Here is a 15163-nt window from a genome sequence, read left to right as displayed (position 1 = left end):
AGGCTCCGCGTCCAGAGCCCCGACACCCGAGGCATGCCCGTGCTCCGTTCCACCCCCCGTTCCGCCGCGCTCCTGTCCACCTGCCTGCTGCTGCTCACCGCGTGCGGCACCGCCGGAACGCAGGGGACGTCCGCAGGCGCCTCCGCCGCCGGATACCCGGTGACCCTCCAGAACTGCGGCCACACCGTCACCCTGAAGTCGGCGCCGAGGCACGCCGTCTCCCTCAACCAGGGCAGCACCGAGATCCTCCTCTCCCTCGGACTCGCCGACCGGCTGGCCGGCACCGCCACCTGGACCGACCCGGTGCCGAAGGACCTGGCGAAGGCGAACGCCGGGGTGCCCCGGCTGGCCGACAACGCCCCCTCCTTCGAGAAGGTCCTGGACGCCGGACCCGACTTCGTCACCGCCTCCTTCGTCTCCACGCTCGGCACCGGCGGGGTCGCCACCCGCGAACAGTTCGAGAAGCTGGGCGTGCCGACGTACGTCTCCCCGGCCGACTGCGGCGCCGGCAAGGACAACGACAGCGGCGGCGACGGCTCCCGCGCCACCCCGCTCACCCTCGGCACGGTGTACGGCGAGATACACGACCTGGCCCGCGCCTTCGGCGTCGACCAGCGCGGCGACGCGCTCGTGAAGCGGCTCAAGGAACGGGTCCGTGCGGCCACGGACGGTCTGGCGGTGTCCGACGTCTCCCTCATGTACTGGTTCGCCAACTCCCAGGCGCCCTACCTCGCCGGGTGCTGCGGTGCCCCCGGCGCCATCACCCGCGCCCTCGGCGCCCGGAACGTCTTCTCCGACACCCACGACGAATGGCCCCAGATCAACTGGGAGACCGTCGCCGACCGCGACCCCGACGTCATCGTCCTCGGCGACCTGACCCGGAAGTCGCAGACCGCGGAGACCGCCGCAGCCAAGATCGAGTTCCTGGAGACCAACCCGGCCACCCGCAACCTCACAGCCGTGCGGAAGAAGCGGTACGTGCTGCTCAGCGGGCAGGCGATGAACCCGTCCATCCGCACCGTGGAGGGCATCGAGAAGGTGGCCGAAGGGCTGCGGGACCTCGGGTTCGCCAAGTGAGCGGCATACCGGCCGGCCTCCGGACCCCCTTGCTCACCGCGGCCGGACTGGCCGCGCTCGTGGTGTCGGTCGCCGTCGCGGTGACCATCGGACCGGCCGACATCTCCACGGCCGACGTCTGGGCCTCGGTCGCCGCCCATCTGGGGCTGGGCGAGGGCGCGCTGGCCCCGCTGCGCGACGGCATCGTGTGGGACCTGCGGATGCCGCGCACCCTGCTGGCCGCGGTGTGCGGCGCGGGCCTCGCGCTGTGCGGGGCGGTCATGCAGTCCCTGCTGCGCAACCCGCTGGCCGACCCGTTCGTCCTCGGCGTCTCCTCCGGCGCCTCGACCGGCGCGGTCGCGGTGATCGTGCTCGGCGTGGGCGGGGGAGCGGTGTCGCTGTCCGCCGGGGCGTTCGTCGGCGCCCTGGTCTCCTTCGCGCTGGTGCTGCTGCTCAGCCACAGCCTCGGCGGCAGCGTCGACCGGGTCGTGCTGTCCGGGGTGGCCGCCATGCAGCTGTTCTCCGCGCTGACCTCGTTCACGGTACTGACGTCGGCGGACGCCGAGACCACCCGGGGCGTGATGTTCTGGCTGCTGGGCTCGCTCACCGGGGCCGGCTGGACCGACGTACTGCTGTGCGCCGGGGTGCTGGCCGCCGTACTGGTGGTCTGTCTGGTCCACTCGGCCACCCTGGACGCGTTCACCTTCGGCGAGGAGGCCGCCGCGAGCCTCGGCGTGCGGGTGGCCCGGACCCGGCTCGTACTGCTGTGCGCCACCGCCCTGCTCACCGCCGCCCTGGTCAGCTGCGCCGGGGCGATCGGCTTCGTCGGGCTGGTGCTGCCGCACGCCACCCGCGCGCTCACCGGCGCCGGCCACGCCCGGCTGCTGCCGGTCACCGTGCTGACCGGCGCGGTCTTCCTGGTCTGGGTGGACACCCTGGCCCGTACCGTCCTCGACCCGCAGGAGATCCCGGTGGGAGTGGTGACCTCCCTCATCGGCGTACCCGCGTTCGTGGCCGTCCTCTACCGGGGGAGGCGGCGGTCGTGAACGACTCGGAGGCGGCCGGCCTGAAAACCGCCCCCGCCGCCGGCGGGCTGCGCGCCGACCGCGTGGGCCGGCGGGCCGGCGGGCGGCTCGTGGTGGACGGTGTCAGCCTCGCCCCGCGCCCGGGCGAGACGGTCGGTCTGCTCGGCCCCAACGGGTCGGGCAAGTCCACCCTGCTCAGACTGCTGGCGGGGGTGCTGCGCCCCGCCGCCGGCGTGGTCACTCTCGACGGCCGGCCGCTGGCCGAAGTCGGCCGCCGGAGCGCGGCCCGCCGCCTCGCCACCGTCGAACAGCACGCCGACACCCAGACCGAACTGACCGTCCGGGACGTCGTCGCCCTCGGCCGGGTCCCGCACCGCCGCCCCTGGGCGGCCGGATCGGCCGCGGACGCCCGCGCCGTCGCCGCCGCCCTCGACCGCACCGGCCTCACCGACCGGGCCGGCCAGTCCTGGCACACCTTGTCCGGCGGCGAACGCCAGCGCGCCCAGATCGCCCGCGCGCTCGCCCAGGAACCACGCGAACTGCTGCTGGACGAACCCACCAACCACCTCGACATCCAGCACCAACTGGACCTGCTGGAACTGGTGGTGGGCCTGCCCGTCACCACCGTCGTCGCACTGCACGACCTCAACCTCGCGGCGATGTACTGCGACCGCGTCCTCGTGCTCAGCGAGGGCCGGACCGTCGCGGAGGGCGTCCCGGGCGACGTCCTGACCCCGTCCCTCATCGAACGTGTCTACGGCGTCCGCGCCGAGGTCACCGACGGCCCCGGCCACCCGGTCATCCGCTTCCTGCGCCGCGCGACACAGCCGCCCCGCCGGTGAGATAGCGGTGCAGCATGGCCACCAGTTCGTCCTCCAGCCGGCCGGTCTCCAGCGGCACCGGCGCCGAGCAGATCTTGTGGACCACCAGCTCCACCGTGGTCACCAGGAGCCGGGCGGCGGCCTCGGTGTCGGTCACCCGCACCTCGGGATGGCGCTCCAGCAGCTCCCGGCCGTACCGGACGCGCTCCTCCTCGTACGCGTTCACCTTCGCGAGCAGCTCGGGGGCCCGCGGCGCCTCCTCGGCCATCACCCGCAGCAGTTGCGGATCCGCGACGTGGTTCTCGACCGCCGCCCGGACGAACACCCGCAGGATGCCCTCCAGCGACTCGGGCAGCCCCTCGGCCAGGTACCGGGCGACACTGGCCTCACCGGCTTCCAGGTGCCGGGTCACCAGCTCCACCAGGATCGCGTCCTTGTTCGGGTAGTACTGGTAGAGGGAACCGATCGACACCCGGGCCCGTTCGGCGATCCGGTTGGTGGTGCCCGCCGCGTAGCCGTACTCCTCGAAAATGTGAGCAGCCGCGTCCAGGATGCGCTGCCGGGTCAGCTCGGCGCGCACCTGACGGGGCTGTTTACGTGGGGCGAGACCGCGTCGGCCGGATGTCATGCAACCTCCTGGGCAGCGCCGCGAAAGCGAGTGGCGGACGACCTGAACAATTGCTCACAATACTGTCATGACCTGCGGCGGAGCCGTCAAGGACGGCCGCCGATCCGCCCCGCGGAAGGACCTTTCATGACGCATGCCGCCACCCCGTACCGCAGTGTCCGCCCGGACGAGGTCCGGGCCCGGCTCGGTGCGCCCGACGCCATGGCCGCGGCGAAGAAGACCGACCGCCTGGACGACTTCTTCCGCCGGTTCATCGCCCACTCGCCGTTCCTCGCGATGGCCACGGCCGACGCCCGGGGCCGCGCCGACTGCTCGCCCCGGGGCGACTACCCCGGCTTCGTGAAGGTCCTCGACGACCGCACCCTCGCCATCCCCGACCGCCCCGGCAACCGGATCGCCGACTCCTTTCACAACCTCGCCGAGAACGACGGCATCGGGCTGCTCTTCCTCATCCCCGGCCTGCGGGAGACGCTGCGGGTCAACGGCCGGGCCCGGCCCACCGACGAGCCCGACGTGCTGGCCCGGATGGAGACCGAGGCCCGGCGACCGGTGCTGGCGATTCTGGTCGAGGTGGAGGAGGCGTACTTCCACTGCGGCCGCGCGCTCATCCGGTCCCGACTGTGGGACCCCGCCGCCCAGTCGCTCGCCGCCGAGATGCCCTCGGCCGGCGAGGTCGCCGTCGGCCAGTTCGGCCTCGACGTCGATCCGGGGTTCATCGACCGCCGTCTCGAGGACGGCTACCGCGACCTCTACTGACCGGGCCGACCAGGCCGACCGGACGCCCAGGCCCACAAGGACACCGAAACCCCATGGCACCACAGACCGAGCAGACCCAGCAGACCGTCGTGGTCGACCGCCTCGAACCCGTCACCGAGGACGTCGTCTCCCTCGCCCTCAAGGCCACCGGGGGACCGCTCGCCCCCTGGGAGCCGGGCGCCCACATCGACGTGTCACTGCCCAACTGGCTGATCCGGCAGTACTCGTTGTGCGGGGACCCGGCCGACCGGGACACCTACCGGATCGCCGTCCGCCACGACCGCCTCAGCCGGGGCGGCTCGGAGTACGTCCACCGCTTCCTGCGCGCCGGGCGCGCCCTGACGGTGTCGGCGCCGCGCAACCACTTCCCGCTGCGGCCCGCACCGGGCTACCTGTTCCTGGCCGGCGGTATCGGCATCACCCCCGTGCTGCCGATGCTGCGGGCGGTGACGGCGGCCGGGCTGCCCGCCCGGCTGGTGTACGTGGGTCCGTCGGTGGCCGCGATGCCGTTCGCGGAGGACCTGCGGGCCCGGTACGGGGACCGGGTGCGTCTCGTCGCCACCCGGGAACAGGGCCGCCCCGACCCGCGCGCGCTGGCCGCGGACCTGGCCGCGGACACCCTGGTCTACTGCTGCGGCCCCGCGCCGCTGCTGTCCGCCGCCGAGCAGGCGTTCCCCGCCGGGCGGCTGCACGCGGAGCGGTTCCGGCCGGTGCGCCGCGCGTTCGGTCCGGACACCGCCTTCGCGGTGGAGTGCGCCCGGTCGGGCGGGACGGTCGAGGTGCCGGCGGGCAGGTCCCTGCTCGACGCCCTCGCGCACAGCGGCCGGACGGTGGCGGCGGGCTGCCGGGAGGGCGTCTGCGGCAGCTGCGAACTCACCGTCCTGGACGGCGAACCCGACCACCGCGACGACATCGGCGCCCCGGCCGGCCGGATGTACCCGTGCGTCTCCCGCGCCCGCTCGGCGCGGCTCGTCGTGGACCTGTGAGCCGTACCGGACCAGCTGTGTCCGAGCACCCGATCCCATGAACACGGAAGCGAGACTCCCATGAGCATGCTGCCCAAAGTGCGCATGCCCCGGACCCGGCGCATGATCACCCTGGCGGTGCGGGCCACCGAGCGGCTGAGCCCCGCCTTCCTCTCCGTCACCCTCGGCGGCCCGGAACTGGCCCACCTGGAACCGATGGGCCGCGACCAGACGGTACGGCTGTTCTTCCCCCGCGCGGGCCAGGAGCGGCTGCGGATGCCGAGCCGCGACAGCGAGGCGTGGATGGCCGAGGTGCTGCTGATGCCCAAGGCGAGCAGACCCCGGGTGCGCAACTACACCGTCCGCCGCGTCCGGCCCGAACTCGGCGAGCTGGACATCGAGTTCGCGCTGCACGCCGACGGTCCGGCCGCCGCGTGGGCGCGGGGCGCCCGGCCCGGTGATCCGGCCGGCGTCTTCGACATGGGCATCACCTACCTGCCGCCCGAGGACGCCGGGTGGCAGTTGCTCGTCGGCGACGAGAGCGCGCTGCCCGCGATCCTGGCCATCCTGGACGCCGCGCCCGGCTCCCTCACCGGGGACGTGTTCCTGGAGGTGCCCGAGCGGGCCGACTTCCGTACCGGCCTCCGGGTGCCCGAGGGCGTCACGGTGCACTGGCTGGCCCGCGACGGCGCCGGGCCCGGCGCGGCGGCCCTCGACGCGGTGCGGCGCGCCGAGCCGCGGCCGGGCCGGGGATACGCGTGGGTGGCGGGCGAGTCCCGGCTGGCCACCGGTGTCCGCCGGCATCTGGTGCGGGAGTGGTCCATGCCCAAGCCGGACATCGCCTTCCACGGCTACTGGCGACAGGGCCGGTCGAGCGTCGGCTGAGCCCGGCCCGCCGCCGGTGCGGGTCAGCCGCCGGTCAGAACCTCCGCCGCGGCCACCCCGGAGGCGGTGCTCGCGCCGTGCGTGAAGACCTGCACCGCGCCTTCGGTGAGCGGATGCGGCAGCCCCATCTCCACCAGTACGGCGTCCGGGCGGGCCGTCGTCAGGTCGGTGACGGCGCGGCTCATCCAGCCGTGCCGGGCGGCGTCCCGGACCACGACCACCAACGGGCGCCCCACCGCCGGGCGCAGCGCGCACTCCTCCAACGCGACGGTACGGGCCCGGAGTTCATGCCCGTGCACGCGTACCGAGGTGGTGTCCGGCAGCCGCTCCCGCAGCGCGGCGGCGAGCCCCCAGGGCGTCTCCTTGCCGATCGCCAGGTTGGTGGCCGGCGCCAGCTCCACCACGTGCGGCGCGGACGGCAGGGGCAGCGCGTCCCGGCCGGCTCCGGTGACCCGGACGGCCCGGCGGGCGGCGAGCTGCCCGATGCCGACGGCGCCCGGGGACGCGTCGCCGCCGGACTCCCGCAGCTTCACCGACCAGTCGGCGAACTCCGCCACCCGGCGTGCCGCGTCGGCCAGCCGTTCCTCGGCGAGTTCCCCGTCCGTCACCGCGCCGGCCAGCGCGGCGGCGAGCAGCTCGGTGGTGGACTGCTCGGCGCTCTCGCCGCCGACGCAGACGGCGTCCACCCCGGCCGCCACGGCCCGCACCGCCGCCCCGCCGATGCCGTACGCCCGGGTCACCGCGGCCATCTCGATGGCGTCGGAGACGACCAGGCCGTCGAAGCCCAGCTCGCCGCGGAGCAGGTCGTGCAGGACGCGCCGGCTGAGGGTGGCCGGCAGGCCGGGGTCGTAGGCGGGCACCAGCAAGTGGCCGCTCATCACCGCCCGCACGCCCGCGTCGACGGCGGCCCGGAACGGGGGCAGCGCCCGCGCCTCGATCTCGTCGCGGCCGGCCAGATAGGCGGGCAGGTCGTGGTGCGAGTCGACGGCCACGTCCCCGTGCCCGGGGAAGTGCTTGGCGCAGGCCGCCACCCCCGCCGACTGGAGCCCGCGCACCCAGGCGGCGGTGTGCCGGGACACCACGTCGGTACCGGTGCCGAAGGACCGCACCCCGATCACCGGGTTGTCGGGGTTGGAGTTGACGTCCGCGCTGGGCGCGTAGTCCAGGCTCACCCCGGCGGCGCGCAGTTGCCGCCCCAGGTCGGCGGCGACGGCCTCGGTCAGCTCCGGGTCGTCGACGGTGCCGAGGGCGAAGTTGCCGGGCCGGCTGGAGCCGGTGGCGGACTCGATCCGGGTGACGTCCCCGGCCTCCTCGTCGATGGCGACGATCAGCGCGGGGTTCTCGGCGCGCAGCCGCTCGGTCAGCCGGGCCACCTGGTCCGGGGAGTCGATGTTCCGGGCGAAGAGGACGACGGAGGAGAGTCCGTCGGCGACGGCGCGCAGCACCCAGTCGGGTGCCTCGGTGCCCACGAAGCCCGGCTGGAGGACGTTGAGCGCGAGCCGGCGCAACGCGCCACCGTGGTTGCTGCTGGAGGACATCGGCCGCGCCTTTCGGGTGTTTTCCTGGTACGGACCAAGCACACGATGCGCCCAGGCTAACCAGGTGTGTCAAGGGCGGAGCCGGGGCCGAGGATCTTGAATTCGGGTCAACGACGCTGCTCGGCAGGGGTGTTGACACCGCCACTTGGTCTAGTCCATTGTGAGGCCACGTTCGGCGCGAGGCACCGTGGACCGGTGTCCGCCGCTCCCGCTCCGCCACCCGGCCCCGAGCGGAACCCCGCAGCCCCCTCCCGCGTGCGCACAGCGGCACGCCTCGCGCACAGACCGCCGTCCACGGCAGGTGCGACGGCGACGACTTGGAGCACCACATGGCCACATCCGACCCCTACCTGTACCGAGCCGCCTCGGACGTCCCCTACTTCAGCGCGGACGCCGACACCTACCTGGCCCGCACCCAACTGCGCGACCTGGAGAAGACCCGCCCGCTGCGGGTGCTGACCGAGGAGCAGTTCGCGCACTGGCAGACCTACGGCTACACCGTCGTCGAGCAGGCCATTCCCGCCGAGTCCGCCAAGCGACTGCTGGACTTCGCCTGGGACTTCCAGGGCCTGCGCCCCGACCGCCCGGAGACCTGGTACGAGGAGCGCCGCTACCGCTCCGACCTCGACCGCGAACTGCACATCTACGGCTTCGTCGAGGCGTACCACCACCAGCTCATCTGGGACAGCCGCCAGACCCGGCGGGTCTACGACGCCTTCGCCGACGTATGGGACTGCGAGGAACTCTGGGTCACCCTGGACCGGCTCAACCTCAACCCGCCCAACGTCAAGAACCGCGACCGCGCCCTGCTCGAGGAACGCGACCGCGGCTTCGACATCGAACTGCACTGGGACATCGACACCACCCTCGGCGTGCTGCCCCAGCGGGTGCAGGGCATCATCGCCCTCAACGACACCGAGCCGGACCACGGCGGCTTCCAGTGCTGCCCGGAACTGTTCCGCCGCTTCGAGAACTGGAAGGCCCGCCAGCCCGCGGACCGCGACCCCATCCGGCCCGCCATCGACCGCGCCGAACTGCCCGTGGTGCGGCCCGACCTCAAGGCCGGCGACCTGCTGATCTGGAACGGCCTGCTCGCCCACGGCGTCGCCCCCAACACCTCGGGCGGCGGGGTGCGCGCCGTGCAGTACCTGTCGATGATGCCCGCGCTGGAGGAGCACGAGGAACTGCGCCGCTCCCGGATCGAGTCCTGGCGCACCCTGGCCACCCCCGAGTGGAACGCCACCCTGCTCGGCGACATCGACCGGCCCGAGGCCGAGCGGTACCCCACCGCCGAACTCGACGACCTGGGCGCCCGCCTGCTCGGCCTGAAGTCCTGGCGCGACGGGAGCGACACCGACGAGGCCACCGGGGACGCCGCATGCGCAGCATCTGCCTGACCCTGCCCACCAACCGGGCCTGCCCCGAGACCCTCACGGCCCTCGGCGCGGAAGCCGCCCACGCCGCCGAACACGCCGACGTCGACGTCCAGGTACTGATCCTCGACTCCTGCGCCCCCGCCGTGCACGCCGAACACACCGCCGTGCTCGGGAAGCTGCCCGCGCACCCCCGCGTCACCGTCCACCACCTCGACGAGGCCGCCCAGCGCGCCTTCCTCACCCGGGTCGTCACCCGCTCCGGCAGCACCAAGCCGGACCTGCTCCTCGACCTCCTGCTGCCCGACGGCCTGTCCTACGGCGCCTGCACCGACCGGGCCTTCCTGATCGCCGCCGCGCTGGGCTGCGAGTCCGTGCACCGCCGCGACTCCGACAGCCGCTACCAGCGCCTGGCCGGCCGCACCGTCTTCCCCGTCCACCACGAACTGGCCGCCCTCGGCCGCCTCCCGGCACACGCCGAGGTCACCGCCACCGACCTGCCGGCGGCGTACGCGGACCGGCCGGTGGCGATGGTGGGCGGCTCCTTCGTGGGCGAACTCTCCGTCGACATCGCCGAGATGCGCGCCGCCGACCCCGAGGTCTACCGCGAGGTGGTCGGCCTGTGGGCCCCCGGCCACTGGACGCCCGCCGCCCGCCGCGAACTGGCCGACGAGTCCTTCCGGGGCGCCGGCACCGCACCCTTCACCACCGACCACGCGCTGCTGACGCTGGTCGACCCGATGCGCGTCGACATGTGCAACATCGCCTTCCACGGCGTGCACGAACGCGTCCCGCTGCCACCGGCCCGGGACACCATCGGCAGCGACTACTTCCTGATCCACCTGGTGCACGACGCCCGGCTGCCCGGCGTCCTGCACAACCGGCACATCGTCAACTACTACACCGCCGAACGCCGCACCGACGACGGCTTCCGCGCCTACCAGACCCGCTTCGTCAAGTTCCTGCTGTCGATGCTCTACTTCCACCACGTCTACGACCGGATGGCCGAAGCCGGCGACACCCTCCTGGACGGCACCGGCCGGGTCCGCTCCGCGACGATCGCCGCGCTGGCCCGCGAGAGCACCGGCCTGGACCGGACGGAGAACCTCCGGCGCCTCGACACCGTCGACACCGCCTACCGGCGGCTCGGCGGCCGCTGGGCCGGCGTCGCCGACCTGCTGGCCGCCCGCCGCGACCGGCTGCTGGACGAGGCCCGCGACGACATGGCGGACTTCGCGCTGCTCACCGAGGCGTGGCAGCCGCTGATGACCGCCGCCCAGGCCACCCCGCTCACCGCGCCGTCCGGGCAGCCCGGGTGAACACGCCGACGCGGACGGCACCGGGCGTGCTCAGCGCACCGCTCGCCGCCGCGCTCACCGACGCCGGCCCGGACCGCCTGGTACTGGACCTGGCGGGCATCGTCCGCGCCCACGCCACGCTGCGCCGCGAACTGCCCGCCGTCCAGGTCCGGTTCGCGATGAAGGCGTGCCCGGTGGACGAGGTCGTCGGCGCGCTGGCCCGGGCGGGCGCCGGCGCCGACGCGGCGAGCCCCGCCGAGATCGAGCAGGCGCTGCGGGCCGGTGTACCGGCCGGCCGGGTCCACTACGGCAACACCGTCAAGTCCGACCGGAACATCGCCGCCGCCCACCGCCTGGGCGTACGCACCTTCGCCACCGACAGCCTGGAGGACGTGGCCGCGCTCGCCGTCCACGCGCCCGGCGCCCGGGTCTTCTGCCGGGTGGCGACCGGCGGCGAGGGCGCGGTGTGGGGCCTCAGCCACAAGTTCGGCTGCGCGCCCGCCGACGCGGTCCGGGTCCTGGTCCGGGCCCGGCAGGCGGGACTGGTGCCGGCCGGGCTCTCCGTGCACGTCGGCTCCCAGCAGATGACGGCCGAGGCGTGGCGGGCCGCGGTGGAGGACCTCGCCGAGGTACTGCGCGCCCTGCGCGCCCGGGGCATCGCCCTGGACCACGTCAACCTCGGCGGTGGCCTGCCCGCGCGGGGCTACCTCGACCGGCACGGCGCCCCCCTGGACCCGCCGCTGGACAAGATTTTCGCGGTGCTCCGGGACGGCATGGACACCCTGCGCCGGGCCCACGGCGGCCCCCTGGACTTCGTCGTCGAACCCGGCCGGTACCTGGTCGCCGACCACGGCGCGGTGCGCGCGCACGTCGCCCGGCTGGCCCGGCGCCGGGGCCCGGACGGGACGGACCGGTACTGGCTGTACCTGAGCTGCGGCAAGTTCAACGGCCTCTACGAGATGGACGCCCTCCAGTACCGGCTGGTCTTCCCCGGCCACCCGGCCGGCCCCACCGTCCCGGCCGTGGTCGCCGGCCCGACCTGCGACAGCGACGACGCCTACTCCCACCAGGACGGCCTGGTCCAGGTGCCCCGCACCCTGGCCTCCGGCGACCCGGTGTGGGTGCTGTCCTGCGGCGCCTACGCGCTCAGTTACACCACCCGCGGCTTCAACGGCTTCGCCCCGCTGCCGTACACCGTCACGGGCGGCGCCGATGACTGAACCCGTACGGGTCCGCCGTATCACCGGCGCCGACTGGGACACCGTGGTGGCACTGGAGCACGACGCCTACGCCCCGCTCGGCCTCAGCGAGGGGCGGGCCGCGCTCCAGTCCCGGGCGGCCGTCTCGCCCGGCACCTGCTTCGTCGTGGACGTCGGCGGCCGCCCGGCCGGATACCTGCTGGCCCTGCCGTACCCGGCGCTGACCGTCCCCGACCTCGGCCGGACCGGGCCCGCCGCCGCGGTACCGCCCGGCAACCTCCATCTGCACGACCTCGTCGTCGCGCCGGCCCTGCGCCGCCGGGGACTGGCGCGGCACCTGCTGCGCCGGCTCACCGGCGCCGCCCGGACCCGTGGCGACGAGCGGATCTCGCTGGTCGCCGTGGGCGGCAGCGACCGGTTCTGGTCGGCCCGCGGCTTCGCACCGCACCCGGACGTCGTCCCCTCGGTCGGCTACGGCGCCGACGCCGTCTACATGTCCCGGCCGGTGCCGGCCCCGCGCGAAGTGAGCTGATCCGTGTCCCGACTCCACGACCCCTTCCACCGCGGCCGGCTGGCGGCCGCCGCGCTGTTCTGCTCCCTCGGCTTCCAGTACGCCACCTGGGCGGCGCGCATCCCGGCCGTCAAGACCGGCCTCGCCCTGAGCACCGCAGAGGTCGGCGTGCTCCTGATGGCCGCCGGCGTCGGCGCCGCGGTCTCCTTCCCGCTGGTCGCCTGGCTGATGCGACGGCTCGGTTCGCGACGGCTCGCGCTGCTCTCCCAGCTCGGCCTGGCCCTGCTCCTGCTCGCCCTCGCGGCGGCGCCGAACTACCACGTGGCCCTGCTGGTCATGTGCGTGGACGGGCTGCTCGTGGGCTGTCTCAACGTCGCCATGAACGCGCAGGGAGCGGCCCTGGAGGCGCGCTTCGAGCGCACCACCATGGCCCGGCTGCACGCCACGTTCAGCGCCGGATCACTGCTCGCCGCGCTGGTCGCCTCCGGCATGACCGCGCTGACCGAGTCGGTCACCGCCCACTTCGCGGTCGCCGTCGCCCTGCTCCTGGCGCTGGGCGCGACCGCCCGTACGGGACTGCTCACGGACGACACGCCGCAGGATTCGGTGGCCGACAAACCGCGCCGCCGCTGGACCGTGCCCACCGCCCTCACCTTGTGGATGTGCTGCGCGATGGTCTTCGGCACGGTCGCCGAGGGCGCGATGAACGACTGGTCCGCCCTCTACCTCAAGGACGTCGTCGACGCGTCGGCCGGGCTCGCCCCGCTCGGCATCGCCGTGGTGTCCGGCGCGATGGTGGTCGCCCGGCTCTTCGCCGACGGCTGGCGGGACCGCTTCGGCGACCGGCGGGTCGTCCTGTTCGGCAGCGCGCTGGCCGCCACCGCGCTGACCTGCGCCCTGCTCGGCGGCGGTGTGCTGCCCGCGCTGCTCGGCTTCGCCTGCGTCGGCCTCGGCATCGCCGCCGTGACGCCCTGCGTCTACGCGGCGGCGGCCCGGCAGGGCTCGGACGCGCTCACCCTGGTCGCCGCGATGGGCACCACCGGCCTGCTGGCCGGACCACCGCTCATCGGCTTCATCGCGGACGCCAGTTCGCTGGCGTGGGGCATGGGGGCGGTCGCCGGGTCGGCGGCCGTGGTGGCGCTGTGCGGTACGCGGATCAGCTGGGAGCCGGTTTCCGGGCCGGCCCCGGTCACTCCTTCAGCGCCGCCTCGGGTCCCATGACGACGACCGGCTCGCGGGCCGGGTCCAGCGCCTTCAGCAGCACCCGCATGTGCTCCTCGCGCAGCGACACACAGGCGTTGGTCGGCCCGCCGTGGTCGACGTGGATCCACACCCCGCCGCCCTTGTCCTCGCCCATCGGCCGGGTCTCGTCCAGCGGGGTGGTGCCGGGCACCCGGTTGTAGTCGATGGCGACCACGTAGTCGAACGAGCCCTCCAGCGGCTCACCGAGGTGACCGGTGCCCTCGGCGTTGTACAGCGGATCCTCGTCGTAGGGCAGCCGGGCCCACGGGGCGGGCAGTCGGCCACCGGCGTCGCTCAGCGAGAACACGCCGATGGGGGTGCGCAGATCGCCCGCCTCGTGGTCGCGGGTCCAGCCGCGCAGCCCGTTGTGGGCCGGCCAGGGACCGGCGACCGCCCGCCAGCCGTGGTCGGCGCCCCGCTCGTACAGCACCACCTGGGCCCGGTTGCCGTCCTGTGTCGTGCCCCGCACCACCACCGCCTGCCGGGCGGCGGACGGCACCCGGCCGCGCAGCGCGGGCCCGACACCGGGGAGCGGGCGGTGCGCCGTGCGCTCCGGCGGGGCGCCGGGCACGGGCGTACCCCGGGCGGCGGAGTCCCGCTGCTCCGGGGCACAGCCGGTTCCCAGCAGGCCGGTGCAGACCGCGGCGCCGAGCGCACAGGCCAGGACTTTCCTCAGGGGCATACCGATCTCCGACTCCGTACGTGTCCTAGTCATTGCTTGACCGCTCACGGCATCGGATTCCCGCGGACCGCTCCGCCTCCCCCGTTCGGCGCAGACCCGTGACCGGCTCAGGACGGCGTCAGGCCGCCGGGACCGGCGCGCCGGTCCGGCCGCCGAGCACCGCGGAGAACCGGTCCGTGACCTCCGCGAGCGCCCCGGCCGCGTCCGGCGCGACGGTCAGCGACCCGTCGTCGCCGACGCCGATGCTCCGGTCGAGGGTGAACCAGCCCGGCACGATGTGCGCGGCGCCCATCGAACTCAGCACCGGGCGCAGCGCGTAGTCGATGGCCAGCACATGGGCGGTGCTGCCGCCGGTGGCCAGCGGCAGCACCGTCTTGCCGGCCAGCGCGTACTGCGGGAGCAGGTCGAGCAGCGACTTCAGCAGCCCGGAGTAGGCCGCCTTGTACACGGGGGTGCCGATCACCACCCCGTCGGCCCGTTCGAACAGGGCCGTCGCCGCGACGATCGCGGGGTGGCCGAAGTCGGCGCCGAGCAGCGCGTCGGCGGGCAGGGTGCGCACGTCCAGCGGGACCACCTCGTGGCCCTGCACCCGGAGCCGGTCGTCGAGGTGGCGCAGGAGCCGTGCGGTGCGGGAGGTGGGAGAGGGGCTGCCGGAGACGGAGAGGACGAGAGCCATGAGGGACCTTCCGGAGGCGGGAGGAGGGAACGGTCGGCGGCGGCGCTCACCAGGCGCTGGACTCCACCGTGATCAGGGGCCGCAGTTCGTTGCGCAGGGTCTCCAGGAACGTGACGATCTCGGCGGCCACCGAGCGGTGCTGGAGGTCGTTGAGCACGTCATGGTGGGCGCCGCGGACCAGTGAGAGGCGGGCCCGGGGGAGCGCGGCGGCGGTGCGGGCCAGGGACTCGTGGTCGGCGAGCGGGTCGGCGTCCCCGGCCAGCAGCAGGGCGGGGACGGTGAGCGCGGCGTGATGGGCCGCGGTCAGCAGCGGCTCGGGCAGCGCGGCGTCCAGGGCGCCGCGCCGCACCCCCCGGTCCTCGGTGAGCACGGCCCGGTGGGTGGGGCAGGAGGTGCGGACGTCGAGTTCGTCGTCCCAGGAGTCAGCCGTCGCGCCCGCCCGGCCCGGCAGCCCGGCCAGCACGACGGCGTCCGGCGCCACGCCGGCCGGCGCCACGCCGGCCGGCGC

The 15163-nt window shown here is 74.5% G+C and carries 16 protein-coding genes; 11 read left to right on the top strand and 5 right to left on the bottom strand.

Going from position 1 to position 15163, the window contains the following annotated elements:
- Positions 1 to 33 precede the first annotated feature (33 nt).
- Genes ACTT8P_RS28100 through ACTT8P_RS28090 form a run of 3 tightly spaced genes read left to right on the top strand, consistent with a single transcriptional unit; the run spans position 34 to position 2923 of the window.
- Entirely contained in the window at positions 34 to 1077 is a 1044-nt protein-coding gene (locus ACTT8P_RS28100) for an ABC transporter substrate-binding protein (protein ID WP_442834562.1), read from the top strand.
- The gene (locus ACTT8P_RS28095) at positions 1074 to 2102 is read left to right on the top strand and encodes a FecCD family ABC transporter permease (protein WP_442834561.1); all 1029 of its coding nucleotides are present in this window, start codon (positions 1074 to 1076) and stop codon (positions 2100 to 2102) included. Before ACTT8P_RS28100 ends, ACTT8P_RS28095 begins: the two co-directional genes overlap by 4 nt.
- Positions 2099 to 2923 (top strand): ABC transporter ATP-binding protein, encoded by an 825-nt coding sequence (locus tag ACTT8P_RS28090; protein ID WP_442834560.1) that lies wholly within the window; start codon positions 2099 to 2101, stop codon positions 2921 to 2923. The genes ACTT8P_RS28095 and ACTT8P_RS28090 overlap by 4 nt, the downstream gene beginning before the upstream one ends.
- Here the strand turns inward: ACTT8P_RS28090 and ACTT8P_RS28085 are convergent.
- Entirely contained in the window at positions 2880 to 3530 is a 651-nt protein-coding gene (locus ACTT8P_RS28085) for a TetR/AcrR family transcriptional regulator (RefSeq protein ID WP_442834559.1), read from the bottom strand. The two genes, ACTT8P_RS28090 and ACTT8P_RS28085, sit on opposite strands and share 44 nt — an antisense overlap.
- Before the next feature lie 126 nt (positions 3531 to 3656).
- On the opposite strand from ACTT8P_RS28085, the gene ACTT8P_RS28080 reads away from it, so the two are divergent.
- The 3 genes from ACTT8P_RS28080 to ACTT8P_RS28070 all read left to right on the top strand — a co-directional run bounded on the left by ACTT8P_RS28080 (position 3657) and on the right by ACTT8P_RS28070 (position 6136).
- Positions 3657 to 4286, top strand: a complete 630-nt coding sequence (locus ACTT8P_RS28080) for an MSMEG_1061 family FMN-dependent PPOX-type flavoprotein (RefSeq protein ID WP_442834558.1) — start codon at positions 3657 to 3659, stop codon at positions 4284 to 4286.
- Positions 4287 to 4339: 53 nt separating this feature from the next.
- Positions 4340 to 5272, top strand: a complete 933-nt coding sequence (locus ACTT8P_RS28075) for a PDR/VanB family oxidoreductase (RefSeq protein ID WP_442834557.1) — start codon at positions 4340 to 4342, stop codon at positions 5270 to 5272.
- A gap of 66 nt (positions 5273 to 5338) precedes the next feature.
- On the top strand, positions 5339 to 6136 hold the full coding sequence (locus ACTT8P_RS28070) for a siderophore-interacting protein (protein WP_442834578.1): 798 nt from the start codon (positions 5339 to 5341) through the stop codon (positions 6134 to 6136).
- Between the two features lie 23 nt (positions 6137 to 6159).
- Here ACTT8P_RS28070 and ACTT8P_RS28065 read toward each other — a convergent pair whose 3' ends face one another.
- Entirely contained in the window at positions 6160 to 7674 is a 1515-nt protein-coding gene (locus ACTT8P_RS28065) for a glycoside hydrolase family 3 protein (RefSeq protein WP_442834556.1), read from the bottom strand.
- A gap of 329 nt (positions 7675 to 8003) precedes the next feature.
- On the opposite strand from ACTT8P_RS28065, the gene ACTT8P_RS28060 reads away from it, so the two are divergent.
- From ACTT8P_RS28060 to ACTT8P_RS28040, 5 genes are read left to right on the top strand one after another with little or no spacing between them, the layout of a single operon-like run.
- Positions 8004 to 9071, top strand: a complete 1068-nt coding sequence (locus tag ACTT8P_RS28060; RefSeq protein ID WP_442834555.1) for a phytanoyl-CoA dioxygenase family protein — start codon at positions 8004 to 8006, stop codon at positions 9069 to 9071.
- Complete coding sequence (locus tag ACTT8P_RS28055; RefSeq protein WP_442834554.1) at positions 9053 to 10366, top strand: DUF6271 family protein; 1314 nt, start codon at positions 9053 to 9055, stop codon at positions 10364 to 10366. The genes ACTT8P_RS28060 and ACTT8P_RS28055 overlap by 19 nt, the downstream gene beginning before the upstream one ends.
- A 26-nt stretch (positions 10367 to 10392) precedes the next feature.
- On the top strand, positions 10393 to 11565 hold the full coding sequence (locus ACTT8P_RS28050; RefSeq protein WP_442834553.1) for a type III PLP-dependent enzyme: 1173 nt from the start codon (positions 10393 to 10395) through the stop codon (positions 11563 to 11565).
- Positions 11558 to 12076 (top strand): GNAT family N-acetyltransferase, encoded by a 519-nt coding sequence (locus tag ACTT8P_RS28045; protein ID WP_442834552.1) that lies wholly within the window; start codon positions 11558 to 11560, stop codon positions 12074 to 12076. The genes ACTT8P_RS28050 and ACTT8P_RS28045 overlap by 8 nt, the downstream gene beginning before the upstream one ends.
- A gap of 3 nt (positions 12077 to 12079) precedes the next feature.
- On the top strand, positions 12080 to 13276 hold the full coding sequence (locus ACTT8P_RS28040) for an MFS transporter (protein ID WP_442834551.1): 1197 nt from the start codon (positions 12080 to 12082) through the stop codon (positions 13274 to 13276).
- Here ACTT8P_RS28040 and ACTT8P_RS28035 read toward each other — a convergent pair.
- The 3 genes from ACTT8P_RS28035 to ACTT8P_RS28025 form a co-directional block, all read right to left on the bottom strand.
- Complete coding sequence (locus ACTT8P_RS28035) at positions 13245 to 13979, bottom strand: L,D-transpeptidase family protein (RefSeq protein ID WP_442834550.1); 735 nt, start codon at positions 13977 to 13979, stop codon at positions 13245 to 13247. The two genes, ACTT8P_RS28040 and ACTT8P_RS28035, sit on opposite strands and share 32 nt — an antisense overlap.
- Before the next feature lie 118 nt (positions 13980 to 14097).
- Positions 14098 to 14655: an NADPH-dependent FMN reductase gene (ssuE, locus tag ACTT8P_RS28030; protein ID WP_442834549.1), complete on the bottom strand. Its 558-nt coding sequence runs from the start codon at positions 14653 to 14655 to the stop codon at positions 14098 to 14100.
- 46 nt (positions 14656 to 14701) lie between these two features.
- Positions 14702 to 15163, bottom strand: a 462-nt coding sequence (locus ACTT8P_RS28025; protein WP_442834548.1) for an alpha/beta hydrolase, incomplete at its 5' end; no start/stop codon positions are given.

This window comes from Streptomyces sp. JW3 (assembly GCF_052216785.1).
Lineage (GTDB): Bacteria > Actinomycetota > Actinomycetes > Streptomycetales > Streptomycetaceae > Streptomyces.
This window is presented reverse-complemented; position numbering and strand designations above follow the sequence as displayed.